This is a genomic window from Ruegeria sp. BG9 (genome assembly GCF_056538305.1).
On the sequence record NZ_JBQFSY010000011.1, the window covers coordinates 122369 to 145774 of the forward strand.

Here is a 23406-nt window from a genome sequence, read left to right on the forward strand (position 1 = left end):
CGGGTTTGACCCGACTCGATCTAGCGACGGCCTTCGCGAAGCCAGCCACCCAACAGGAAGCCACCAGCCAGCAGCAGTACCAGCCACGGCGGCAGCAGTCCGGCTTGCGTAACGTCCCGCGTCTCATAAGCCTCACGCGGGGTCAGACCGATCCAGCCACGCCCCGCCGCCGGACGCCCAGCGCGGACGTTTCGGATTGAGGGCAAGCCCTCTTCCAGACGGATCACTCCACCGCGCATGGCCACGATCACGGGTTCCAGCACTTCCCCTGTTGCGATCGTACGCTCGAACTCTTTCGGTGCCGCGGGGCCGAGGCCGATTACCGCCATCAAATCACCTTCCTGCAGACGATAGAGGCCAATCTCGGGTCCGAAATACTGCGCCTCGAACCGTCCGGGCGAAACCTCTTCAAGGATGATCTCAAGCGTTTCACCATTGGGCCGGGTGATCGTGACCGGTCCGACCTCTTCCTCGAGGGTCTGGCGAATAATGCGCATCGACTGGCCGTTAGCCTCGGCCCAAAGCGCTTCTTCCTCAAGCTCGGGCTCTTTCATCATCCAATGGGCCAGACGTCGCAGCAATTCCAACTGAGGCCCACCGCCTTCAAAACCGCGGCTCCACAGCCAGGCGTGGTCTGACGCCAGCAGGGCTACTCGTCCCTCACCGACCCGGTCCAACACCAAAAGCGGCCGGTCCTCAAGGCCGGTCATCAAGACCTGGCCCGAGCGTTCGTTCACATCGATCTGGCGCAGCCACGCGCCCCAATCCTCGGAATCGCCCAGATTGGTGGTCACAGGGTGCCGATGCCCCAGATCGCTGACCATGGGAACATAGCGCTTTTCGATCACCCGTGCCGTCGGTTGCGCCGGAAGACTGCCCGCGAGGGGCGAGCGGAAAATGCTGTCTGCGGTGGCGAAATCGGGGCCAGCGGCAATCAGCACAGCGCCCCCGTTGTCGATATAATCAGCCACGTTATCCAGATAGATCGCAGGCAAGATGCCCCGGCGTTTATAGCGATCAAAGATGATCAGGTCGAAATCGTTGATCTTTTCCAGAAACAGCTCGCGCGTAGGGAAGGCGATCAGAGACAGTTCATCCACCGGGACACCATCCTGTTTCTCGGGCGGGCGCAGAATGGTGAAATGCACCAAATCGACCGAGCTGTCGGATTTCAGCAGGTTGCGCCAGGTGCGTCCGCCGGGATGCGGCTCGCCCGACACCAGCAGGACGCGCAGGCGGTCGCGCACGCCGTTCATCTGGATCAATGCGGTATTGTTGCGATCGGTCAGCTCACCATCGGCCTCCGGGACCGTGAATTGGATGACGTTCCGCCCACCATGCGGCAGAGAAATCGGCAGTTCGACATCCACGCCAATGGGTATACGGAATTCCTCCGGCTCGCCCCCATCAACCGAGATCTCAAGCGGCGCGCTGGTGGCGCCGCCCGGAGCCGCCCCGCTGTCTTCAACGCGCAGGGTCAGTGTTACGGGTTCACCAATGATGGCAAAGGCAGGCGCATTGCGGACAATGAGCCTACGATCCCAGTCGCTTTCACGCCCGGTCTGCAAAAGGTGCAACGGCGCGGGCAGGTCGGGCGCTTGATCAACGTCATGTACGATCCCGTCCGAGACCACGAGTATACCGGCCACCCGCGCACGCGGCTCCTCGGCCAGGGCCGCATTCACCGCGGCCATCACTTGCGTGCCTTCGTCGCCATCGCCGTCGCCCACGTGGATGCGGCGCAGCTCGGTATTGTCACGCGACTCGATCTCGGCCGCCAAGGCCTCAGCCGCTTGGGCGGTTTGGTCGGCCCTGTCCGAGAGCGTCTGGCTGGCGCTTTCATCCTCGATCATTAGAACGATATCTGTCAGCGGCGCGCGGTCTTCGACCTGATAGACCGGACCGGCAAGCGCCGCGATCACTACCAACACGGCCAACCCGCGCAAAGCCCATCCGGACAACCCACGCCAGACCGCCAAGACCACACCTGCAACGGCGATCAAGGCGACCGCAAGTAGTATTGGCCAAGGGATCAGCGGATCAAATATAACGGTTCCGGTCATTGTCCCAACCTGTCCAGCAGAGCAGGCACATGGACCTGATCGGATTTGTAGTTCCCGGTCAGCACATGCATCACCAGATTGACCCCAAAGCGATTGGCCAGCTCGCGCTGACGCTCCCCCGCATAGCCACGCCCGACCGGTAGCAGGGCTTGCCCGTTGCGATCCACCGCCCAGGCCCCGGCCCAGTCATTGCCGCCGATCACCACGGGTGTCACGTTGTCGTTGAGGTTGCGGAAGGGCATCCCTTCGATCTGTTCGGCATCCAGCGGAGCGGCCTCGACCCAGACATCGGTTCCCGCGTAGCGACCGGGGAAATCCTGCAGAAGATAGAAGGTCCGCGTTAGCACATGATCGTTCGGAATCGGCTCTAACGCGGGGATATTTAGCGGCGCGGCCAGTTGCTGCAGCTTGCGCCCATTGGGGCTGGAGGCGCCGAACCCCGCGATATCCGCATCGCGCGTGTCAAACAGGATCATACCGCCCGAGCGCAGATAGGCATTCAGCTTGGCATAGGCCTCATCCGAGGGGCGCGGCTGATCCTGCGTGATGGGCCAGTAGAGCAGCGGGAAAAAGGCCAACTCGTCCCGTTCCAGATCAACGCCAATCGGCGCAGCGGGTTCGACCGAGGTGCGGTAGTTCAACGTCTGGGCCAATCCCTGCAACCCGGCTTGCGCGATGTCGTCCACCTGACCGTCGCCCGTCAGTACATGCGCCAAAACCAGTTCATGTGTCGCGGCGAGGGCAAAGTCGGTCTCATCGGGCGACTGCGCCTGCGCCTCGGGCACCAGCAGCACGGCCCCCATGGCCATCGCCGCCGCCTTCGCCAGCCCCAAACGGCCCGACAAGGCCAAGGACGCGATTACATCCACGGTCAATAGGATCAATGCGAGGCTCAGAAGTATTCCTCCCAAGGGCGTCTCGGTTGAGGCCTCCTGCCCACGGATCGGCACATCTGCGGGCCAGACAACAGGGCTGAGCGTTGTCTCCTCGGACAGAACATTCCGCGCCAGCTTTTGCTTCCCACTTTCATAAAGACCAGGACGTAGGTCGGGTCCAATCTGGCCTGACACCAGCTCAACCCCATCCACGCCCGCCAGCGTACCGGCATCGGACAACGCGCCGAACCCATCCATGATCTGGACCGGCTCCCACGTGGTGCCCTCCAATTGCGCGACCTGACGCGATTTAGCGGCCGAGGCAACGGCCAAACGGTCCAGCATTTCCACGAACAGGCCAGACAGCGGCAGGCTGGACCATTCCGCATCGGCGGTCACGTGGAACAGCACAACCTGTCCCAAACCCAGCGCCTTGCGCGTGACCAGAGGGGTGCCGTCCGAAAGCGACGCAATCACGCGATCGGCCAAGTTAGGGTCTGGTTGCGCCATAACCTGAGTTGACACGGTCACGTCATTCGGTATCTGCAACCCGTAAAAGGGCGAGTCCTCGGGGAACGGTGCCAGTGTCTTGGATTCCCCCCAGCTCATTGCGCCGCCAACGGTGCGACCGCCGCTGCGCAAGCGAACTGGCAGCAGCGTATCCTCTTCATCGCGACCCAGATCGCTCGCCGCCATGCGGGGCCCTGCAAATCGCAGCAACAGGCCGCCCTGTTCGACCCATTCGATCAGGGCAACCTCTTCCGGACCCGAGATCTGGGCGACATCCGAGAGCACAATTACATCGGGATTTGCAGGTAGAACCTCGGGCAGGCCGCCCTCAACAAAATCGGCGGTGGGGATCAGAACCTGCGTGAGGTAATGGAGCGGCGACAACAGCTCCAACCCCTCGCGGTTGAGGGTTCCGGCGATCAGCGCAACCTCGCGCCGCCGCAAACTGTCATCGGTTAGCGTCACCGCCCCGGCCGAGCGCTGGCCCTGCAGCTCAAACCGTGTGATCCGGGCGCGCAGCTCAGACGGTAGAGCGAGGTCGATCTGGGCCTGTGTTTCTCCAGTTGCGAAAGTCATCTCGGCCGATTGCAGTACCCGTGCCGTGCCTGCCGGGTCACGGCCTTGCGCCAGAACGGTCACGCTCTCCTCCGGGCCCGGTTCGGCCCGCAATGCGGTCAATTGAATGACTCCGTCCTGATAAACGGCAGGCAAAAGTGCCAACGCTGCCGCGTTTGAGCGGTAGACGGTGACCTGCCCGCGGGACTGTAGTTCAGACACTAACTCAGGGTGTTTTTCATAGCCCAAGCGGTCGCTGAACCAATGCGTATCAAACCCGCCCTCGACCTGATCCAGCGCGGCGATGACCTGATCAACCTGATCTTCGGTCGGCTGCCACGGGTTCGGAACAAGCCCCGGCAAACGGTTGCGCCACGCCTCGGTCGCCTGAAACACGGGCGATTCCGGCTCGGTCAGGCGCAGGATCGAGACGGGGCGGCCTGCGCGCCCGGCTTCGGTCAATTGCGCGTCGATCTGGTCCAGCGTCGACGACCAGCGCGTGGCCCCGGCCCAGCTTGCATCCAACACCAACATCAGGGGACCTGTGCCCGTCTGATCGCGCGACGGGTTCAACACGGGACCGGCCAAACCGATAATGATCGCTGCCGCCGCCAGCATCCGCAGCAAAAGCAACCACCAAGGCGTTCGGTCCGATACGCTTTCGTCGTCTTTGAGGCCGAGCAAAAGTGTAACCGCCGGGAACATTCGACGGATCGGCGCGGGCGGCACCGCGCGCAGGATCAGCCACAGAATCGGCAGGGTCAGCAGACCCAACAACACCCACGGCGCAGTGAAACCGATGCCCGCCAAAACGGTCATTGAACACCCCCGTCCAGCGCACGATAGAGCCACAATAGAGCCGATTGCGCGCTTTCTCCGGTGTGGTGCAGACCCAATTGCCAGCCAGTCGCGCGGCACAGATGCGTCAACGCATCCTTGCGTGCAGCGAGGCGGTCCAGATACCGATCGCGCAGCTCTCCGGCCTTCAGTGTTTCATGCCGAACGGTGCGGCCGACGCTTTCGAAAATGGTGCGGCCCGCGAAGGGAAACGTCTCTTCCCCCGGATCGAGGACTTGCAACAAAACGCCCCGAACGCCGCGATCTGCTGCTTTGGTCAGGGCCAGTTCAACCTCGTCCATTGGGCCAAGAAAGTCCGAGATGAACACCGCGCGGGCATGAGGGATCATGGCGCGGTGTTCCGGTGGTGCGTAGTCGACCTCTGAATCCTCGGACCACGCCTGCGCCAAACGAATGATCTGCGCATTCCCGCGTCGGGGCGGTAGGGTTGTACCCGTCAGGCCAACACGCTCGCCCCCGCGCACCAGAAGGATCGCAGTCGCGAGACCCAACAGTCTGGCGCGATCCGCCTTGGAGGGCAGCGCGTTATCCGACGCAAAACGCATCGAGGCCCCCTGATCGACCCACAGCATGACCGACTGCGCAATCTGCCACTCGCGTTCGCGCACGAATTGCTGATCCCCGCGTGCCGAGCGGCGGTGGTCGATCATCCGGCGACTGTCTCCGATCTGGGCGGGACGATATTGCCAGAAGTCGTCCCCCATGCCGGAGCGACGTCGGCCATGATCACCCAACAGAACGGTGCCTGCCAGATGCTCGGCGCGCGCCAATAGCGGCGGCAGCCGGGACGCCTCGGCCTCGGATCGTTGACGAAGGGTTAGCGCAGCATTCACGCCGCAGCCTCAGTGCGGATCAGGCCAGCAGCTGTGCTGTCGATCAGGTCGGCAAGGCTGTCGCCCCGCGCGCGTGCCGCAAAGTTCAGTGCCATCCGGTGGCTGAGAACCGGGCGGGCCATATCCAGAACGTCCTCGGCATTCGGTGCCAGACGCCCCTGCAGCATCGCCCGCGCCCGAACAGTCATCATCAGCGCCTGCGCCGCACGCGGACCGGGACCCCAAGCAACGGTTTCAGCGACGCGATCCGAGACGCCCGCTTCCTCGGGGCGGAAGGCGCGGACCAGATCGAGGATCAGTTCCACAACCGAATCCCCCACAGGCATCCGGCGCAGCAGGACTTGGGCGGCCAACAGCTCTTCTTTGCTGAAGATCTGATGCGCCTCTTCCTCGGTCACACCGGTGGTGGCCAGAAGGATATCCCGCTCAGTCTGGCGATCGGGGTATTCCACGTCGATCTGCACAAGGAAACGGTCTAGCTGAGCTTCGGGCAGCGGATAGGTGCCCTCTTGTTCAATCGGGTTCTGCGTTGCCAATACGTGGAACGGCGTGCCCAGCACGCGGTCTTCGCCCGCCACGGTCACTGTGCGCTCCTGCATCGCCTGCAGCAAGGCCGACTGCGTCCGGGGGCTGGCGCGGTTGATCTCATCCGCCATCAGCAGCTCGCAAAAGATCGGCCCCGAAATAAACCGGAAATGACGGCTGCCATCATCGGCGGTGTCCAGAACTTCTGACCCCAGAATATCGGCGGGCATCAGGTCGGGCGTGAACTGAATACGGTTGCCATGCAGGCCCATCACGGTCGACAACGTCTCAACCAGTCGGGTTTTGCCCAGACCCGGCAGTCCGATCAGCAGGGCATGCCCCCCGCACAGCAGCGCCGTCAGGGTCAGGTCCACGACCCTCTCCTGCCCGATAAAGCGGCGGGTGATTGAGGATTTCGCCTCTTGCAGCTTGTTTTCCAACGCTTCGATCTCGGACACGAGGTCGGCAGGTTCGGACATGACTTTCCCTTCCGTGGACTATTATAGATGAAGTCTATCGCGCTGAGAGGAAATGGCAAAAGCAATGAGCGGACAAAAACCTGTGAAACCTTCCCCTGATGGTCTTGCGGCGTCGATCAAAGCGACCAAAACCAAGGGTTTACCCCCCGTTCACCTCTGGAATCCCCCTTTTTGCGGTGATCTGGACATCCGGATCGCCAAAGATGGCACTTGGAGTTATTTAGGCTCGCCCATCACCCGTTTCGAGCTTGTGAAGCTTTTTTCTTCAATTCTTAAGCTGGAGGACGGGAAATACTACCTGGTGACCCCAGTCGAGAAGGTGGGAATCACCGTCGAGGATGCGCCGTTCATCGCGGTCGATGTCGATGCCTCGGGCGAGGGGCAGGCGCAGGCTCTGACTTTCACCACCAAGGTTGGCGATATCGCGGTGGCCGGGCCGGATCATCCGATCCGCGTTGTCATGGACCCGCAGACCCAGGAACCCTCTCCATACATTCTGATCCGCGACGGGCTTGAGGCCCGGATTGACCGCAAGAGCTTTTACCGGCTGGTCGAGATGGGTACCCATCATGAGGACTGGTTCGGAGTTTGGTCCGAACAGCGCTTCTTTCCGTTGATCAAGTCAGAAGACCTGCCGGACTAAGCCGCCTTTGCAAATTTCCGATCCTGCGCCAGCACTACGGCCACCGCAACGACCCCTGCACCCAAAGCGCGGGTCCAGTTCCACTCTTCCCCCAGCACCAGCATGATCAGCATCACGTAGAACGGTGCGATGTTGATGTGGAACGAGGCTAATGCAACGCCCAGTTTCCCGACGGATCCGACAAACAGAACCTGGCTGAGGCCCATAGACACCAGAGCATAGATCCCAAGCATTCCGATCTGTTGAACATCAATCTGCGCCGTTGGCATGACGTCCATACCCACTTGGCGTGCCCCGAAGAACAGCAACAAAGCGACGACCAAGCCGCCGAAGAACGTAATAGTGCTGCGCCCGGTCTGGCTCAGCTCGGGGAAGTCCCTCGCCGTTGCCATGGTCGCCCAGCAGAACAACCCGGTGGACACGATGGCGCAGATCGCGCCCAAACCCAATTGCGCGGGCGCCACTGCACTGGTCGCGATCAGACCGCCAATGATGGACACCAAAACGCCCAGCGCGAAATTCCAGCGCAACCGCCGTGCCCCGGTTGCCAGTTCGATCAGAGTGGCAAACAATGGCGCGCAGGAGGCAATGATGGCGACGGTCACAGGATCTGTCAGTTTTTGCGCCACGATGATCAGGAACATACCGGCCCCGAGTGTCCCGCCAACAAGCATCGCATGACCCCAACGGGCGCGTAAAACCCGGCTTGGCCCGTCGATCAGAAACCACAAAGGCACCATGACCGCCACGGCAAGCGCCAGACGCGCCACGAACAGCGCGACTGGAGGCCAGGTCTGCAGCAACACTTCGGCCGCGGGAAACCCCGCCGCCCAGGTCAGCATGGACGCCACAGCCAGACCGTTTCCAGACAAGGCCGAGCTGCGGCCAGTGGACACAGGAAGAGTGTTCCCGCGCGCAGGATCAGGGCTCATCGCCATGGGATCGGACCTTCAGTTGGAACGGCGCAGAAAAATGATTCGCCGTGCTAGCCCAAACATCTCTGGACTTGGGCCTGCCTTCTTGTCGATTTTCGACAATCTGTCGTTTTCAATCCCTTTCCTCGAAAATCGGTGGAGACTAAGCTTGGGCGGATCACCGACCCAAAGGCCTCTCATGCCCAAATTCGCCGCCAATATCTCTCTGCTCTTTGCCGAACTCCCATATCTGGAGCGGTTCCAGGCCGCGGCCGAGGCGGGCTTCAAGGCCGTTGAAATCCTTTTTCCTTATGAGCTGGCCGCGAAAGAGACCCGCCGTGCTCTTCTGGCCAACGGGCTGGAGCTTGTGCTGATCAACGCGCCTCCGCCGAACTACACCGGGGGTGAGCCGGGCTATGCCGCTGTTCCAGGCGGTGAGGCGCGGTTCCAATCCGATATCCGCCGCGTCTTGCGCTATGCCGATGTGCTCAAACCCGGCCTGATCCACATCATGTCCGGCTATGCATCAGGGCCTGAGGCGCTGGATTGCTTTGTTCGCAACCTGCAATGGGCCGCCGATACAGCCCCCGGCCAGACCTTCACCATCGAGCCGCTGAACTCCGTGTCCCAACCCGGCTATTTCCTCAACGACTACGATTTGGCCGCGGAGGTTTTGGACCGCGTAGATCGCCCCAATCTGGGCCTGCAATATGACAGCTTTCACTCAGAGATGATCCACTCGGATCCTTTGGGGATTTGGGATCGCTTTCACAATCGCGTCATCCACGCCCAGATCGGCGCAGCACCCCACAGGTCCGAACCGGGTAGCGGAGATCTGGATTTTCAGACCCTGTTCAAGGCGATGGAGGTCTCTGGCTATGAAGGATGGGTCAGTGCGGAATATACTCCCTCAACAGCTTTGACGAGCTCATCCCTGGATTGGATGCATAAGGCAGTTCTTGCCAATGCAGATCTCTGACCCGCAGATAGGGCGGTCCGTCGTACCGTAGATACCAAGGAAACACCTTATGATCCCTGCCCGCTATGCCCGCGCCGTGTTCAGCCTGATCATGTCCGGGCTGATGTCCTGCATCGTCACCGGGATCGCCACGGTCAAAGCCATCGGCTTTGGCCCCTCTACCCTTGGCGATTGGATGGCCTCATGGGCCTTTTGCTGGCCCATCGCCTTCACCGTAATCCTGTTGTTTGGCCCCAGTGTGCAACGGTTCGTCAATCGCATGGTCAGGCCGCAGGACTGACCCGCTATGAAGAGGGTCCTCCGGGCCTGATGAGCAGCGCCTCTTAATGCGCTTCGGCCCAGTTCGCCCCCTGACCGGCGTCCACAACCAATTTCACGTCCAGCTTCACGGCAGGGTCTGAGGCACCCTCCATCACGTCCCGCGCAACGCCGATCACCTCATCCACCGCATCTTCGGCGACTTCGAACAGCAATTCGTCGTGGACCTGCAGCAGCATTTTGGCCGGCAACCCATTGATCGCCTCTGGCATCCGCACCATCGCGCGCCGAATCACATCCGCCGCCGTCCCCTGAATCGGAGCATTGATCGCCGCCCGACGCGAGAACCCGGCATGAGGCCCTTTCGCGTTGATCTCAGGCGTATGGATTTTTCGTCCGAACAAGGTCTGCACATAGCCATTCTCTTTAGCGAAGGCGACCGTGTCGTCCATATAGGCTCTAATACCAGGGAAACGCTCAAAATAGCGGTCGATAAACCCTTGCGCCTCGGCCCGCGGGATACGTAGATTGCGCGCCAGGCCAAAGCCCGAGATACCATAGATCACACCAAAGTTAATGGCCTTGGCCTGACGGCGGATATCCGGCGTCATCTCATCCAGTGGCACATCGAACATCTCGGACGCGGTCATCGCATGAATGTCCAACCCGTCGGCAAAGGCCTGTTTCAACTCCGGTATCTCAGCGATATGAGCCAGAATACGCAGCTCGATCTGGCTGTAGTCGAGACTGACCATCACATTGCCTGGCTCGGCGATGAACGCTTCACGAATGCGACGGCCTTCCTCGGTGCGCACCGGGATGTTCTGCAGGTTGGGATCGGTCGAGGCCAAACGGCCCGTGTTCGCTCCGGTGATCGAATAAGACGTATGCACGCGGCCCGTGTCCGGATTGATATGGGTCTGCAGCGCATCCGTGTAGGTCGATTTCAACTTCGACAGCTGTCGCCAGTCCAGCACCCGGCGCGGCAATTCATGCTCGGTCGCGAGGTCCTCTAGAATATCGGCCCCGGTCGAGTACTTCCCGGTTTTCCCCTTCTTGCCACCTTCGAGGCCCATCTTGTCGAACAAAATTTCACCCAACTGCGCGGGGGAGCCGACATTGAAGTTCTCACCGGCCAACTCGTGAATTTCAGCCTCTAAACCGGCCATTTTCTGCGCAAAGGCATTCGACATCCGACTGAGGACATCGCGGTCGACCTTGATGCCGTGCATCTCCATTTCTTTGAGAACCGGCACCAGCGGGCGTTCGAGCGTTTCATAAACCGTTGTCACCTGAACTTGATGCAGCTGCGGCTTAAACAACTGCCACAGGCGCAGCGTGATATCCGCATCCTCGGCCGCATAGGCCGTGGCCTCATCAATTGCGACCTTGTCGAAGGTGATCGCCGACTTGCCCGACCCCAGCAACGGTTTGATCGGGATCGGCGTGTGGCTCAGATAGCGCTCGGACAGAGTATCCATTCCATGCCCATGCTCACCGCCATGCATGGCATAAGACATCAGCATCGTGTCATCGATCGGAGCCACCTCGATTCCGTAGCGCGCAAAGATCTTGGCATCGTACTTCATGTTCTGCCCGATCTTGAGGATCGAGAGGTCTTCGAAAAGCGGTTTTAACAGTGTTAGAGCCTCATCCAGCGGCATCTGCCCCTCGGCCAGCGCATCCGAGCCGAACAGATCATCCGCCGATCCGTCGCGGTGGGTCAGCGGGATATAACAGGCCTCACCGGCTTCGATACAAAGCGAAATGCCGACTAGATCGGCGATCATTTCGTTCAGCCCGGTTGTCTCGGTGTCTACGGCAACCCAGCCGCGTTCATAGGCCTGATCAATCCACTTCTGCAAAGCGCCCACGTCCCGCACGCACTCGTATTTCGACGCGTCAAACGGGATCGCCTCGGCAATAATCTCTTCCGCGACTGGCGCGGGCGCATCGGCGATAACCGGAGCCTCGGCCCCCAGCTTGTCGGCAATCCGTTTGGTGAGGGTGCGGAACTCCATTTCTGCCAGAAAGCCCAGCAGGGTTTCGGGGTCAGGGTCCTGAACCTCAAGGTCGTCGAGGGTGAAATCCAGCGGCGTGTTCTCATCCAACTGCACCAACTTCTTCGACAGTTCGATCTGATCCCGCTTTTCGATCAGGGTCTGGCGGCGTTTGGGCTGTTTGATCTCTTCCGCACGGTCCAGCAGAGTTTCCAGATCGCCATATTCGTTGATCAACAGAGCCGCCGTCTTGACGCCGATTCCCGGAGCCCCCGGCACGTTATCAACGCTATCCCCGGCCAGCGCCTGCACATCAACCACGCGATCTGGCCCGACGCCAAATTTCTCGAACACGCCATCCGTGTCGATGCGTTTGTTCTTCATGGCGTCCAGCATCTCAACGCCGCCGCCGACCAACTGCATCAGGTCCTTGTCCGAGCTGACGATGGTCACGCGCCCACCCGCATCGCGCGCCTGAACGGCCAGCGTGGCGATGATGTCGTCAGCCTCATAGCCTTCCAATTCCTTGCAGGCGATGTTGAACGCGCGGGTGGCCTCGCGAGTCAGCGGCATCTGCGGGCGCAAATCCTCGGGCATCGCCTCGCGGTTGGCTTTGTAGAGATCATAAAGATCGTTGCGGAACGTATGCGAGCCCTTGTCAAAGATCACCGCCACATGGGTCGGCGCATCGGGGCCGGCGTTCCCCTCAACATATTTCTGCAGCATGTTGCAGAAGCCCGATACAGCCCCGATCGGCAAACCATCCGACTTGCGCGTCAGCGGAGGCAGCGCGTGATAGGCCCGAAAAATAAAGGCCGATCCGTCGATCAGATGCAGGTGACATCCTTTTCCGAAATTGCTCATGCGCGTGCTCCCTGTCGGTCAGGGACGGTTCTGCCACAGGGCCACGCGACTGACCAGTGAGGAACGTCAGTTAACCGCCAAAGAGGCCGCCAAACACATCCGAGAAACTGTGAAGCAGCCCCATGATAATCAGCGCGCCGAGGAAGGCAAAGAAGGCCATCGCGAAGAACTGAAACAGGATTGCGCCGACGCCAATGGTCACCCCGGCGATGGCAGGCCGCATCCGTTCATGGCGCAAAATGCCAATAGCAGAAACGACAATGGCCAGACCGCCCAGCATGGCGACACCGATCTGCAGGAAATCGTCCAGATCACGAGTTTGGGCGACAGGTTCGGGCTGCTCTAGCCCAGCAGCAGCACGCAGGGTGGATTTCCCAAACTCGGCCGCCAGCTCCCCCAGTGACACGCCGGTGGACTGCTGCGGCGCAAACGGCCCGGCCCAAAATACGAACAACGCCGCGAACAAGGCCATCGCCGCAAGGCAAAATCCGATCCAACCGAACACAGGGTTGGCAGTCTCAGTTGCAGAAATGTCCGTCATCACACTCACCTATGCTGACTGCACCACCTTAGTACCATCACAATCGCGGCAAGATTTGGGCAGAGGGCGGGTAAGGAGCTCTTCGGGATCGTTTTGTGCCTTGTTGACCATAGAAAAGACCGCACCCGCTGCAGCGCCCTATTTATCGGGGCTGTCATGTAGTGCGGAAGACCCGCTGCGACTTGTCCCAGAGCAGCCCCGTGCGATCAGCGATATACTGCATTTGCTTGCTAAGCGAACGGTTGTTCAAACGACGGCTCAGCGTGCGCAAAGGAACCAGATTGCGCTCTCCGTACCCGTCAATTAGAACGAATAGTCTGGTTTGATTGCGCAGCCCGTAGACAATGTTTTCGGGGTGGATGTCGCGCCCTACGATCTGAAGCTGAAACAACCGATGTACAAAACTGTTGAGTTCGCTCAGAACGTCGTCCGTCAACTGGCCCTGTTTGCACACCGATGACAGCTGCGGAGCAAGTTGCCCATCCTCAGACTGAATCCGCTCTACAATAATGCCCGGGCCGACATCAGTCTGAACAATTCCGAATGCGCGCGCGACAGGTAGTTTCGCTATGTCAGAGCCGCTTTTCAAGGCCGCCTTCAACTCGCATTCCATCTCTTTGAGGGCGTTACGATATTTTGCATCGGGAAACACCTGCTGGATCAGCCGCTTGGTGTACGACCGAATAGGGCGTTTACGCGGCCTAGTGATTTTGATCAGCAGCTCTGGCCGACCTGGGCACGCATATACGTTTCTTTGACCACCACGTGCCAAAAGATCCTGTTCTGACAGCTGTAAAGGCTGCGCTGGAAAGAGCATTTGGGTTCCGTTTTATACCGTAGACAAACGGCTGTACCGGCCATGAAAAGCCAAATCAACCACGGCCGCCGTTGATGTAACAGTTATGCGTCAGTTTTGTGAATGTCCATCCGCCAGCACATATTTGCAATCGCAATAGGGGCATTCGACCCAACCGGTGTCTTCCGGAATCTGCAGCCACACCCGCGGGTGTCCCAACGCGCCTTCGCCGCCATCACAGGCAACACGAGAAGTTTCCACGATCTTCGTTTCCGGCGCTTCGATTGTCACGGCTGGCGATCCTTCACTGGTTGTCGGCCTCGCGGGCATGCATTAGGTGCGTTTATGAGCGATGAGCAAACCGGGGGCAAGAGCCACATGAGCGATGCGGCAATCAGGATCGAAGGGCTGCGCAAGACCTATCGCGGCGGCAAATGCCAGCCCGAAAAACACGCGCTGAAGGGCGTTGACCTGACCGTTCCGCGCGGGTCGGTCTTTGGTTTGCTCGGTCCGAACGGGGCGGGGAAATCGACCCTGATCAACATCCTTGCGGGGTTGGTGGTGAAGTCTTCCGGCCATGTTTCGATCTGGGGATATGATCAGGACAAGAACCCACGCTCGTCCCGCGCTGCCATCGGTGTCATGCCGCAAGAACTGAACCTCGATCCCTTTTTCACCCCACGTGGTGCGTTGGAGGTTCAGGCTGGTCTCTATGGTGTGCCCAAGGCCGAACGCCGCAGTGATGAGATTCTGGAACTGGTGGGCCTGAGCGACAAGGCCGAGGCCTATGCCCGCACGCTGTCCGGCGGGATGCGGCGTCGGCTGTTGCTGGCCAAGGCGCTGGTGCATCACCCCAAGATCCTGGTGTTGGACGAGCCAACGGCAGGCGTGGATATCGAGCTTCGCCAGATGCTCTGGGCCAATGTGCGCAAGCTGAACGAGCAGGGTATGACCATTATCCTGACCACGCATTACCTGGAAGAAGCGCAAGAGATGTGCGACGAGATCGCCATCATCAATCACGGTGAAAAGATCACCCAGGACAGCACGGCCAACCTGCTGGGCCGAATGGACAGCCGAACGATGGTGATCGCCCCTGACAGCCCCGTTACCGATTTGCCCATGACGGATGGTGTCGAGGCCAACCTGCGCGACGATGGCAGCCTTGTGCTGCAGTACCGCAGCGCCCAGACCAGCGCCGAGCAGGTTCTGGAATCGGTGCGCGCCGCCAATATCCGCATCCGCGACGTCCGAACCGAAGAAGCAGACCTCGAGGATGTGTTCCTTGCGCTGACCTCATCGCGCGCGGATGACACCCCGGCCGAGGATCAGGATCAGCCGCGCCGGGGTATGCACCGGGTCAAGCTCTAGGCCCGGTCGATCCGCGCCTGATAGCAATTGTTCCGCGCTGATCGGACGTGGATGTAAGCGATGTCCGCTCTGGCAAAGATATCAGCAATTTTGGCTCCGATCTGGTCCGTCGGCGTGATGGCACCCGTGCCGTAGACGATCCGATCATCCTTACCATAGCCCTTGATCAGGTAGTCGGGGGAAGACTTCAGTATCTCCGGCAATGCATCTCCTTCGTAACGCTCGCATGGTTTGGCGCACAGGAAAATTGGGCCGGTTTCTGCATAAGGATGTGGCTCTAAAAAGGGTCTATGTGCCAAAGTCAGCATGTCCTGCCCCTCTGGGATGTTCTGCAAGCAATGGCGACAGGGATTACCTGCGCCGGTGGAAACAGCCCGCTCTGGCGTGGCACCGTAGGCATCTGGCCCACCCGCCTGCAGGGCGCGGACTTCGTCAGTGGGAAGTGCGGTGATCTTGAACATTTCGGGTCTCCTTTTTTCCCAAACCATGCCCTCCTGATCAGCCGCAAGCGACCCGGTTCCTGCGCAAAGGACTCGAAAAAGAACAAAACGTGAATATAATAGTGACTCGCCATGTATGCCGAGCTGTCGATCACGTCAAACTTCACCTTCCTCACCGGGGCCTCTCACCCCGAGGAGTATATGGAGCGTGCCGTGACCCTGGGCCTGCCCGCCATCGCGATTGCCGACGACAACTCGGTCGCCGGGATCGTCCGTGCCCACACCCAAGCCCGCGAGATCGCCCGCAAGGTGCGCGAACGGCTGGAGTGGGAGGCGCAGAACACGAGCCTAGGCCCGCCCTGCCCCGATCACATCCCCAAGCCGCCGTCCTATCCGATCCACGCGGTCCCCCGCCTGATCCCGGCAGCGCGGCTGATCTTCACCGACGCGCCCACCGTCACCGCTCTGCCCCTGAACCGGCAGGGCTGGGGAAACCTGTGCCGCATCCTGTCGACAGGCCGGTTGCGCGCCGAAAAGGGCGACTGCATCCTGCACCTGTCCGACCTGCTGGAGTTTTCCGACGGCCTCCACCTGCTGCTATGGCCACAAGCAGACCGATCAAAGGGCGGCGCGAGCGCGTGGCGGACACAGGCGCAACAGCTGACGCGCCGCTTTGGTGGGCGGATGCATCTGCTGATGCACCCTCGCTATGATGGCGCGGATAGTACATATTTCTCTTTGTTAGAGACTGAATCAAAGCGACTCGACATCCCCACCCTCGCCAGTGCCGCGCCGATGATCCACCACGGCGCGCGCCGCAAGCTGGCCGACGTGCTGACCGCCATCCGCCTGCGCCGCAAGGTGGATGAGCTGGGTCGCGACGCGCTGGCCAACGGCGAACAGCGGTTGCGCTCCGAGGGAGAGATGTTGCGGATCTTCAAAGGTCACGAGGGGGCCGTCACTCGCGCCTATGACCTCAGCGAGCAGCTCACCTTCTCGCTGGATGAGCTGCGTTATGAATACCCCAGCGAAGGTAGCGAACAGGAAACCCCGACCCAACGCCTGCACCGCCTGGCGCATGAGGGGTTGAAATGGCGCTATCCGGCAGGTGCGTCCGAGAAAGCGAAAAAGATGCTGGCCCATGAGCTGAGGCTGATCGGCAAGCTGAAATACGAACCCTATTTCCTCACCGTCCGCGATATCGTCCATTTCGCCCGCTCGCGCGACATCCTGTGTCAGGGACGTGGCTCGGCCGCCAATTCGGTGGTCTGCTTCTGCCTCGGCATCACCGAGGTCAGCCCCGAGATGGGCACGATGGTTTTTGAGCGCTTCGTTTCCGAGGCCCGCGACGAGCCGCCCGATATCGACGTCGATTTCGAACACGAGCGCCGCGAGGAGGTGATCCAGCATATCTACGACCGCTATGGCCGCGAACGCGCGGGCCTTTGCGCCACGGTTGTTCACTATCGCGGCAAGCGTGCCATTCGTGAGGTCGGCCGCGCCATGGGTCTGACCGAGGACACGATCTCGGCCCTGTCCTCACAGCTCTGGGGCTTTTTCTCGACCAAAGGGCTCGAGGCGCACCGGATGCGCGAAATCGGCCTCGATCCTGAAGATCGACGGCTAAAACAGACTCTAATGCTGGTCTATGAGATCGACGGCTTCCCCCGTCACCTGTCACAGCACGTTGGTGGCTTCATCATCACCGAGGGACGTCTGGACGAGCTTGTTCCCATCGAGAACGCCACGATGGAGGGGCGCACGGTCATCTGCTGGGACAAGGACGATATCGACTCCTTGGGTATCCTGAAAGTCGATGTCCTCAGCCTCGGGATGCTCACCTGTATCCGCAAGGCGTTCGACCTGATCGGACAGCATCATCAGACCGGCTATACCCTCGCCACCCTGCCGCCCGAGGACCCCGAGGTCTATGATATGCTGTGCAAAGCAGACTCTATTGGGGTGTTTCAGGTGGAAAGCCGGGCGCAGATGAACTTCCTCCCCCGGATGCGACCGCGCAATTTCTACGATCTGGTGATCGAGGTCGCTATCATCCGCCCCGGCCCGATTCAGGGCGACATGGTCCACCCCTATATCCGCCGCCGGAACGGAGAGGAGGAGGTCAGCTTCCCCTCGGACGCGTTGGGGGATGTGTTGGGCAAAACACTGGGCGTACCGCTGTTTCAGGAGCAGGCGATGCAGATCGCCATTGTCGGCGCGGGCTTCACCCCGGAACAGGCGGACCGGCTGCGGCGGTCTCTGGCAACCTTCAAGAAACATGGCAATGTCAGCGAGTTCCGTTCCCTGTTCCTGCGCGGGATGAAGCGCAACGGGTACGAACAGGATTTCGCGGAGCGCTGTTTTTCCCAGATCGAAGGGTTCGGGTCTTATGGCTTTCCCGAAAGCCACGCGGCCAGCTTTGCGTTGCTGGTCTATGCCTCGGCCTGGATCAAATGCCACCATCCGGGGATTTTCGCCTGCGCGCTGCTGAACTCGCAGCCGATGGGCTTCTACGCGCCCGCCCAGATCGTGCGCGATGCGCGCGAGCATGGGGTTCAGGTGCGGCCGGTCTGCATCAATGCGAGTTTCTGGGACAATGTGATGGAACCCGACGGCCATGGTGGGCTGGCCCTGCGGCTGGGGTTCCGCCAGATCAAGGGCCTCAGCGAGGAGGACGCCAGCTGGCTGACCGCCGCGCGCGGCAACGGCTACACCCAAGTGGATGACGTCTGGCGTCGCGCAGGCTTGGGGCCGTCGGTGATCGAACGTCTGGCCGAGGCCGATGCCTTTGCCGCCTGCGATCTGACCCGGCGCGAGGCTCTGTGGCAGGCCAAGGCGATTGCGACCGCTAAACCTCTGCCGCTGTTTTCACAGGATCTGGAAGGCGAGACGTTGGATGAACCCGAAGCCTACCTGCCGCAGATGACATTGGGCGAACAGGTGGTCGAGGATTACGTCGCCACCCGCCTCAGCCTGAAGGCGCATCCAGTGGCCCTGATCCGGCATCTGCTGACGCCCGAGCCGCGCGACAAAACCACACCTGTTGCCTGACCTCCGCCCCGGATATGTCCCGGTCTAGAGTCGAAATCCGAGACCGCCATGACCAGACCCACACTGCCCCCGCGCTTTCCTGCGACGCCGGACCAGATCAACGCGCAGGTCCGTGCCTTCTATGCCCGCGTGCGCGAGGATGCTGTTCTGGGGCCGGTGTTCAACAAGCACGTCCATGACTGGCCCGCGCATGAGGACAAGATCGCCGCCTTCTGGCGCAACGCCATCCTTTATGAGCGCAGCTACAACGGCAATCCGCAACGTGTACATAGCGAAAGACCCGACGTGCAGCCCGAGATGTTCGCTCATTGGCTGGACCTGTTCGAGGAGGTCGCCACCCAAACCCTACCTCAGAAAACAGCCACCCCCTGGGTCGCGCTGGCGCGGCGGATCGGTGTGGGGATGAAAGCGGGCGTGCAATCCGCCCGACAGCCCAAGGACGCGCCGCCGATCCTGCGTTGATCTCACGACATGGCGGCTTTGCTGTGTTAGCGGTAAAATAGGGGCTATGCGGTCCGGGAAAATGCGTCTACTCAGGGAAAAGACAGCCCATTTGGCTGCGCCGGCTTAAAGCCACCACACCGACATCGCCTGAGGCCAGATCATGAGCACTCAAAACACCACCCTCCGGGGACTTGGTTTCGCGTTTCTGGGATTCGCGGTCTTTGCCAGCCATGACGCGCTGATCAAAGTGCTGGGCGGGACCTATTCGGTGATGCAGATCATCTTCTTCGCCACGCTGTTTTCCTTTGTGCCTATGGCCGTGACGATCCTGACGGACCGCACGACCGGGAATTTCCTGCCACACCACCCATGGCTGGTCTTGCTCCGGTCGGCACTGATGGTCACATCCATGGTCTGCGCTTTCTATGCCTTTTCGGTCCTGCCTCTTGCCGAGGTCTATTCGCTGCTGTTTGCCTTCCCCTTGTTCGTCACGGTCCTGTCGATTCCGATTCTAGGAGAGGTCGTGCGTTTCCAACGTTGGGCCGCGGTCGGCGTCGGGTTGATCGGTGTTCTGATCGTCCTGCGCCCCGGCGCGACGGATATCACGCTCGGCCACATGGCCGCTCTGACAGCCGCGTTTTGCAGCGCGTTAGGCTCTGTCTTGGTGCGCAAGATCGGGAATGAGGAACGCTCGGCCGTGCTGATCCTCTACCCGATGCTGCTGGCGATCGTGGTCATGAGCTTGATGCAGCCGGCAGTCTATAAACCGCCATCGCTGCTGCATCTGGCGATGATGGCTCTGGTCGGCGTGTTCTCGGTGATCGCACAACATCTGATCATCCTGGCCTATCGTGCCGCGCCAGCGGGCGTCGTGGCCCCCAGCCAGTACAGCCAGATCATCTGGGCAACCTTGTTCGGCATGATCTTCTTTGGCGAACACCCGGACGGCTGGGTCGCGGTCGGCGCAAGCGTCATCATCGCCTCGGGCATCTTCGTCGTCTGGCGCGAAAGCCGGTCGAACACCACCTCGGCCAACACGCCGGTGCTGCGGGTGCGGTCACCAAGGTCAGATACGGGTGCATCACGACCCGGCAAATGAAAAACGGCGCGCTGAACAGCGCGCCGCTTAGGCGAATTCAATTGGTTTAGAGCCTTAGTAGACAACCACCGAGCGGATGCTCTCGCCTTTATGCATCAGGTCGAAACCGTGGTTGATGTCGTCCAGACCCATGGTGTGGGTGATCATCGGGTCGATCTCGATTTTGCCTTCCATGTACCAGTCGACGATCTTCGGCACATCGGTCCGACCCCGCGCGCCGCCAAAGGCGGTGCCGCGCCAGGAACGACCGGTGACCAGCTGGAACGGACGCGTCGAGATCTCAGCCCCCGCAGGTGCAACGCCGATGATGATCGACTCACCCCAGCCCTTATGCGCCGCTTCCAGAGCGGTCCGCATCACGCCGACATTGCCGGTCGCGTCGAACGTATAGTCTGCTCCGCCTTTGGTCAGGTTGACCAGGTAGGGCACCAGATCATCTTCGACCTCGGTCGGGTTAACGAAATCCGTCATGCCGAATTTGGTGGCCATTTCGACCTTCGACGGGTTCAGGTCGACACCGACGATCTGGTCAGCTCCGGCTAGGCGCAGGCCCTGGATCACGTTCAGGCCGATACCACCCAGACCGAACACGATGGCACGGCTGCCGATTTCCACTTTGGCGGTGTTGATCACAGCGCCGATGCCGGTGGTGACGCCGCAGCCGATGTAGCAGATCTTATCGAAGGGTGCGTCCTCACGCACTTTGGCCAGCGCGATCTCAGGCAGGACTGTGTGGTTGGCGAAGGTCGAGCAGCCCATGTAGTGCAGGATCGGATCGCCATCCAAGGTCGAGAAGCGCGAGGTGCCATCAGGCATCAGGCCCTTGCCTTGAGTCTCACGGATTGCCTGACACAGGTTGGTCTTTGGATGCAGGCAGTATTCACACTCCCGACATTCGGGTGTGTAGAGCGGGATCACATGGTCGCCCGGCTTCAGGCTGGTGACGCCCGGGCCGACCTCGACCACGACGCCTGCACCTTCATGGCCCAGAATGGCCGGGAAAAGGCCTTCGGGATCTGCGCCGGACAGGGTGAATTCATCGGTATGGCAGATGCCGGTGGCCTTCACTTCGACCAAAACCTCGCCCGCCTTGGGGCCTTCGAGGTTCACCTCCATCACTTCCAAAGGTTTGCCAGCCTGAACGGCGACGGCTGCACGGGTGCGCATGGTGCTTGTCTCCCAGTCTTGTTTGACCCGACCCTGCGTCAAATGCAGGGTGTTTTCAACTGCACTTTCATGGCAGATTGGCTAAACATTTGATATTGCAGAAACGACATTGTCATACTGGGGAACGCCAATGCACCGATTTATCCCGATCCTGATCCTTCTGGCCGCCTGTGCCGAAACCTCTACCTTGGACGGAGCAGACCTTGAGCCCGAGGCTGCGCCTGTCGATCTGGCCTTCTGCAAAGGCGATCCGTTTGCCGATTCCATCGGCCAGCCGGTTTCGACCATTCAGGCCAGCCTGCCCGAGCGCGCGCGGGTGTTAGGACCCAATGACATTGCGACACAGGACTATCGCATCGACCGGCTGAATGTCTTCGTGAACGAGGCGGGCATCATTCAGCGCCTGACCTGCGGGTAGGGGTGGACTCGGGCGCTGATTCTCGGGCAAGAACAAAATGGGAACATTTTGATGTCTGCCGATGCCAAAACGCCGAATACTCTCACTCTGGTTTCCCCGTCTGGGGGCTGAACGACTGATCCGCGCCGCGCGGGGGCTGCATGTCGGACCTTTGGCCGTGGTGGCCGAGCAGTCGAACATGCAGGTGATCACCTCGCTGAACGCGGAAGCTCAGGCCGCCGGGCTGCAGGTGGGTCAGCCGGTGCGCGATGCCCATGCCATGTGCGCGTCCCTGATCACGCGGCACCGCAATGCCCCGGCCGAGGCCGCGTTCCTGACCGCGTTGCGCCGCTGGGCAGGCAAGTTCAGCCCTTGGGTCGCCGAAGAGGCTCCGGACGGGCTGATCGTTGACCTCTCGGGCTGCGCGCATCTGTTTGGCGGGGAAGAGGCCTTGCTGCGCGTGTTGGAGGTCGACTGCGCCGATATGGGCCTGAGCGTGCAGATGGGCATTGCCGACACGTTGGGCGCGGCCTGGGCGCTGGCGCGCTATGCCGGGCAAGAGGCCATCTCCGACCGCAACGGAGACGCCATCAGCCAAGAGGCCCGCGCCACCCGTGCCCGGGCCAGCAAGCGACGACACTGGACCAAAGGCGGGGCCGCACCGCAGGTGGTGGCCTTGGGCGGCGGGGCGCGGATCGCCGCTCCGGGGCAGTCTTATGGGGCGCTCAGCCCGCTGCCCATCGCGGCGCTGCGGCTTGAGGATCAGGTCGTGGCACAGCTGAACCGTCTGGGTTTGCGCCGGATCGGGGATCTGCTGGGGCAACCGCGCGCCAGTTTGGCCCGCCGGTTCGGGCGCGGGCTGGTGCTGCGGCTGGATCAGGCGATGGGCAGCGCGCCCGAGCCGGTCTCTCCGGCCCGCCCGCCGCATCACTTCGCGGTGCGGATGACTCTGCCCAATCCGATTGGGCTGGTCGAGGATGTGATGGCCGCCATCGACCGGGTTCTGCCGACACTCTGCACCAAGCTGGAAGAAAAGGGCCGCGGCATCCGCACCCTGCGGCTTGAGGCTCATCGTGCCGATCAGGCGGCCGAGGTCATCGAGGTTGGGCTGGCCCGCCCGACCCATGACAAACACCGCATTCGCCCTTTGTTAGAGATGAAAATTGACAAGATCGACGCGGGCTATGGCATTGACATGCTGCGGCTTGAGGCGGTGCAGACGGAACCCATCCACGCCCGCACCATTGCCGGTCATGCCGAGGCCCGCCGTGTGGCCCGCAACCGGCTTGAGGGCAACACCGCCGTCGAAGACCTTATGGCCAAACTGGGCGCACGGGTGGGGCTAGAGGTCATTACAAGGCGTCACCCCGCGGCATCGCATATCCCCGAGAAAACCGCGCAGGTGCTAGCGGCAGCATGGTCCGAACCGGCGCGAGACTGGCCTGCGCCGCCACGCCCGCGCCCCCTGCAGATGTGGCAGCCCGAGCCGGTAATAGCCCCGGAAACCCCGGATGTGCCCTCCGCCTTTCGCTGGCGCGGGCGTGATTGGCAATTGGCACAAGCCACCGGCCCGGAACGGATCGCGCCGGAATGGTGGCTGGATGACCCCAACTGGCGCAGCGGCGTGCGCGATTACTGGGTTGTGGTGACCGAACAGGGGGAGAGGCTCTGGCTGTTTTATGGCCACGGCGGCACCATGTCCGCAGGCTGGTTCTGCCAGGGGCAATTTGGCTAGAAGACCAAA

The 23406-nt window shown here is 61.1% G+C and carries 20 protein-coding genes; 9 read left to right on the top strand and 11 right to left on the bottom strand.

Features of this window, described 5'->3' with window-relative positions; genetic code table 11:
* Window positions 1–20: 20 nt before the first annotated feature.
* The 4 genes from ACR0I8_RS18900 to ACR0I8_RS18915 are packed head-to-tail and all read right to left on the bottom strand — an operon-like array spanning window position 21 to window position 6698.
* The gene (locus tag ACR0I8_RS18900; protein WP_170692260.1) at window positions 21–2063 is read right to left on the bottom strand and encodes a hypothetical protein; all 2043 of its coding nucleotides are present in this window, start codon (window positions 2061–2063) and stop codon (window positions 21–23) included.
* The gene (locus ACR0I8_RS18905) at window positions 2060–4822 is read right to left on the bottom strand and encodes a DUF4159 domain-containing protein (protein ID WP_170692263.1); all 2763 of its coding nucleotides are present in this window, start codon (window positions 4820–4822) and stop codon (window positions 2060–2062) included. The genes ACR0I8_RS18900 and ACR0I8_RS18905 overlap by 4 nt, the downstream gene beginning before the upstream one ends.
* Window positions 4819–5694 (bottom strand): DUF58 domain-containing protein, encoded by an 876-nt coding sequence (locus ACR0I8_RS18910; protein ID WP_170692266.1) that lies wholly within the window; start codon window positions 5692–5694, stop codon window positions 4819–4821. Before ACR0I8_RS18910 ends, ACR0I8_RS18905 begins: the two co-directional genes overlap by 4 nt.
* Complete coding sequence (locus tag ACR0I8_RS18915; RefSeq protein WP_170692269.1) at window positions 5691–6698, bottom strand: AAA family ATPase; 1008 nt, start codon at window positions 6696–6698, stop codon at window positions 5691–5693. Before ACR0I8_RS18915 ends, ACR0I8_RS18910 begins: the two co-directional genes overlap by 4 nt.
* A gap of 64 nt (window positions 6699–6762) precedes the next feature.
* Between ACR0I8_RS18915 and ACR0I8_RS18920 the strand changes: the two genes are divergently transcribed.
* Window positions 6763–7341, top strand: a complete 579-nt coding sequence (locus ACR0I8_RS18920) for a DUF1285 domain-containing protein (RefSeq protein WP_170692272.1) — start codon at window positions 6763–6765, stop codon at window positions 7339–7341.
* Here the strand turns inward: ACR0I8_RS18920 and ACR0I8_RS18925 are convergent.
* Window positions 7338–8279 carry a DMT family transporter gene (locus tag ACR0I8_RS18925; protein WP_170692275.1) on the bottom strand — a complete coding sequence of 314 codons (942 nt, stop codon included), beginning with the start codon at window positions 8277–8279 and terminating at the stop codon, window positions 7338–7340. The two genes, ACR0I8_RS18920 and ACR0I8_RS18925, sit on opposite strands and share 4 nt — an antisense overlap.
* A 175-nt stretch (window positions 8280–8454) precedes the next feature.
* Here ACR0I8_RS18925 and ACR0I8_RS18930 point away from each other — a divergent pair, with 175 nt between their 5' ends.
* A complete protein-coding gene (locus ACR0I8_RS18930) occupies window positions 8455–9234 on the top strand; it encodes a TIM barrel protein (protein ID WP_170692278.1) in 780 nt (259 codons plus the stop codon).
* Window positions 9235–9283: 49 nt separating this feature from the next.
* The gene (locus ACR0I8_RS18935) at window positions 9284–9514 is read left to right on the top strand and encodes a DUF2798 domain-containing protein (RefSeq protein ID WP_170472889.1); all 231 of its coding nucleotides are present in this window, start codon (window positions 9284–9286) and stop codon (window positions 9512–9514) included.
* Window positions 9515–9557: 43 nt separating this feature from the next.
* On the opposite strand, the gene polA is transcribed toward ACR0I8_RS18935, so the two are convergent.
* The 4 genes from polA to ACR0I8_RS18955 form a co-directional block, all read right to left on the bottom strand.
* Window positions 9558–12356 carry a DNA polymerase I gene (gene polA / locus ACR0I8_RS18940; RefSeq protein WP_170692281.1) on the bottom strand — a complete coding sequence of 933 codons (2799 nt, stop codon included), beginning with the start codon at window positions 12354–12356 and terminating at the stop codon, window positions 9558–9560.
* A gap of 70 nt (window positions 12357–12426) precedes the next feature.
* The gene (locus ACR0I8_RS18945) at window positions 12427–12897 is read right to left on the bottom strand and encodes a hypothetical protein (protein ID WP_170379533.1); all 471 of its coding nucleotides are present in this window, start codon (window positions 12895–12897) and stop codon (window positions 12427–12429) included.
* 154 nt (window positions 12898–13051) lie between these two features.
* Window positions 13052–13714, bottom strand: coding sequence for a YrbL family protein (locus ACR0I8_RS18950; RefSeq protein WP_170692284.1), 663 nt, complete (start codon window positions 13712–13714; stop codon window positions 13052–13054).
* Window positions 13715–13804: 90 nt separating this feature from the next.
* Window positions 13805–13984: a zinc-finger domain-containing protein gene (locus tag ACR0I8_RS18955; protein ID WP_170379537.1), complete on the bottom strand. Its 180-nt coding sequence runs from the start codon at window positions 13982–13984 to the stop codon at window positions 13805–13807.
* Between the two features lie 87 nt (window positions 13985–14071).
* Between ACR0I8_RS18955 and ACR0I8_RS18960 the strand changes: the two genes are divergently transcribed.
* Window positions 14072–15064, top strand: a complete 993-nt coding sequence (locus ACR0I8_RS18960; RefSeq protein WP_170692444.1) for an ABC transporter ATP-binding protein — start codon at window positions 14072–14074, stop codon at window positions 15062–15064.
* Here ACR0I8_RS18960 and ACR0I8_RS18965 read toward each other — a convergent pair.
* Window positions 15061–15525 carry a DUF1203 domain-containing protein gene (locus ACR0I8_RS18965; protein WP_170379539.1) on the bottom strand — a complete coding sequence of 155 codons (465 nt, stop codon included), beginning with the start codon at window positions 15523–15525 and terminating at the stop codon, window positions 15061–15063. The genes ACR0I8_RS18960 and ACR0I8_RS18965 overlap by 4 nt on opposite strands.
* A 111-nt stretch (window positions 15526–15636) precedes the next feature.
* Between ACR0I8_RS18965 and ACR0I8_RS18970 the strand changes: the two genes are divergently transcribed.
* The 3 genes from ACR0I8_RS18970 to ACR0I8_RS18980 all read left to right on the top strand — a co-directional run bounded on the left by ACR0I8_RS18970 (window position 15637) and on the right by ACR0I8_RS18980 (window position 20098).
* A complete protein-coding gene (locus tag ACR0I8_RS18970) occupies window positions 15637–18555 on the top strand; it encodes an error-prone DNA polymerase (protein ID WP_170692287.1) in 2919 nt (972 codons plus the stop codon).
* Between the two features lie 48 nt (window positions 18556–18603).
* Window positions 18604–19017 carry a group III truncated hemoglobin gene (locus tag ACR0I8_RS18975; protein ID WP_170679550.1) on the top strand — a complete coding sequence of 138 codons (414 nt, stop codon included), beginning with the start codon at window positions 18604–18606 and terminating at the stop codon, window positions 19015–19017.
* A 142-nt stretch (window positions 19018–19159) separates the two neighbouring features.
* Complete coding sequence (locus ACR0I8_RS18980; RefSeq protein ID WP_170692289.1) at window positions 19160–20098, top strand: DMT family transporter; 939 nt, start codon at window positions 19160–19162, stop codon at window positions 20096–20098.
* Between the two features lie 54 nt (window positions 20099–20152).
* Here the strand turns inward: ACR0I8_RS18980 and ACR0I8_RS18985 are convergent, their stop codons facing one another.
* Window positions 20153–21265, bottom strand: a complete 1113-nt coding sequence (locus tag ACR0I8_RS18985) for an S-(hydroxymethyl)glutathione dehydrogenase/class III alcohol dehydrogenase (RefSeq protein WP_170528655.1) — start codon at window positions 21263–21265, stop codon at window positions 20153–20155.
* Between the two features lie 130 nt (window positions 21266–21395).
* Here ACR0I8_RS18985 and ACR0I8_RS18990 point away from each other — a divergent pair, with 130 nt between their 5' ends.
* Together ACR0I8_RS18990 and ACR0I8_RS18995 are read left to right on the top strand one after the other, a co-directional pair.
* Window positions 21396–21683 (top strand): I78 family peptidase inhibitor, encoded by a 288-nt coding sequence (locus ACR0I8_RS18990; RefSeq protein WP_170692292.1) that lies wholly within the window; start codon window positions 21396–21398, stop codon window positions 21681–21683.
* Window positions 21684–21744: 61 nt separating this feature from the next.
* On the top strand, window positions 21745–23397 hold the full coding sequence (locus tag ACR0I8_RS18995) for a Y-family DNA polymerase (RefSeq protein WP_170692295.1): 1653 nt from the start codon (window positions 21745–21747) through the stop codon (window positions 23395–23397).
* Window positions 23398–23406: the final 9 nt, after the last annotated feature.

Coding starts and splice junctions, on each gene's coding strand:
- ACR0I8_RS18995 (WP_170692295.1), top strand. CDS start 21,745: ATGCCAAAACGCCGAATACTCTCACTCTGGTTTCCCCGTCTGGGGGCT.
- ACR0I8_RS18965 (WP_170379539.1), bottom strand. CDS start 15,525: ATGTTCAAGATCACCGCACTTCCCACTGACGAAGTCCGCGCCCTGCAG.
- polA (WP_170692281.1), bottom strand. CDS start 12,356: ATGAGCAATTTCGGAAAAGGATGTCACCTGCATCTGATCGACGGATCG.
- ACR0I8_RS18935 (WP_170472889.1), top strand. CDS start 9,284: ATGATCCCTGCCCGCTATGCCCGCGCCGTGTTCAGCCTGATCATGTCC.
- ACR0I8_RS18990 (WP_170692292.1), top strand. CDS start 21,396: ATGCACCGATTTATCCCGATCCTGATCCTTCTGGCCGCCTGTGCCGAA.
- ACR0I8_RS18930 (WP_170692278.1), top strand. CDS start 8,455: ATGCCCAAATTCGCCGCCAATATCTCTCTGCTCTTTGCCGAACTCCCA.
- ACR0I8_RS18900 (WP_170692260.1), bottom strand. CDS start 2,063: ATGACCGGAACCGTTATATTTGATCCGCTGATCCCTTGGCCAATACTA.
- ACR0I8_RS18925 (WP_170692275.1), bottom strand. CDS start 8,279: ATGGCGATGAGCCCTGATCCTGCGCGCGGGAACACTCTTCCTGTGTCC.
- ACR0I8_RS18915 (WP_170692269.1), bottom strand. CDS start 6,698: ATGTCCGAACCTGCCGACCTCGTGTCCGAGATCGAAGCGTTGGAAAAC.
- ACR0I8_RS18975 (WP_170679550.1), top strand. CDS start 18,604: ATGACCAGACCCACACTGCCCCCGCGCTTTCCTGCGACGCCGGACCAG.
- ACR0I8_RS18960 (WP_170692444.1), top strand. CDS start 14,072: ATGAGCGATGCGGCAATCAGGATCGAAGGGCTGCGCAAGACCTATCGC.
- ACR0I8_RS18945 (WP_170379533.1), bottom strand. CDS start 12,897: ATGACGGACATTTCTGCAACTGAGACTGCCAACCCTGTGTTCGGTTGG.
- ACR0I8_RS18905 (WP_170692263.1), bottom strand. CDS start 4,822: ATGACCGTTTTGGCGGGCATCGGTTTCACTGCGCCGTGGGTGTTGTTG.
- ACR0I8_RS18920 (WP_170692272.1), top strand. CDS start 6,763: ATGAGCGGACAAAAACCTGTGAAACCTTCCCCTGATGGTCTTGCGGCG.
- ACR0I8_RS18980 (WP_170692289.1), top strand. CDS start 19,160: ATGAGCACTCAAAACACCACCCTCCGGGGACTTGGTTTCGCGTTTCTG.
- ACR0I8_RS18950 (WP_170692284.1), bottom strand. CDS start 13,714: ATGCTCTTTCCAGCGCAGCCTTTACAGCTGTCAGAACAGGATCTTTTG.
- ACR0I8_RS18985 (WP_170528655.1), bottom strand. CDS start 21,265: ATGCGCACCCGTGCAGCCGTCGCCGTTCAGGCTGGCAAACCTTTGGAA.
- ACR0I8_RS18970 (WP_170692287.1), top strand. CDS start 15,637: ATGTATGCCGAGCTGTCGATCACGTCAAACTTCACCTTCCTCACCGGG.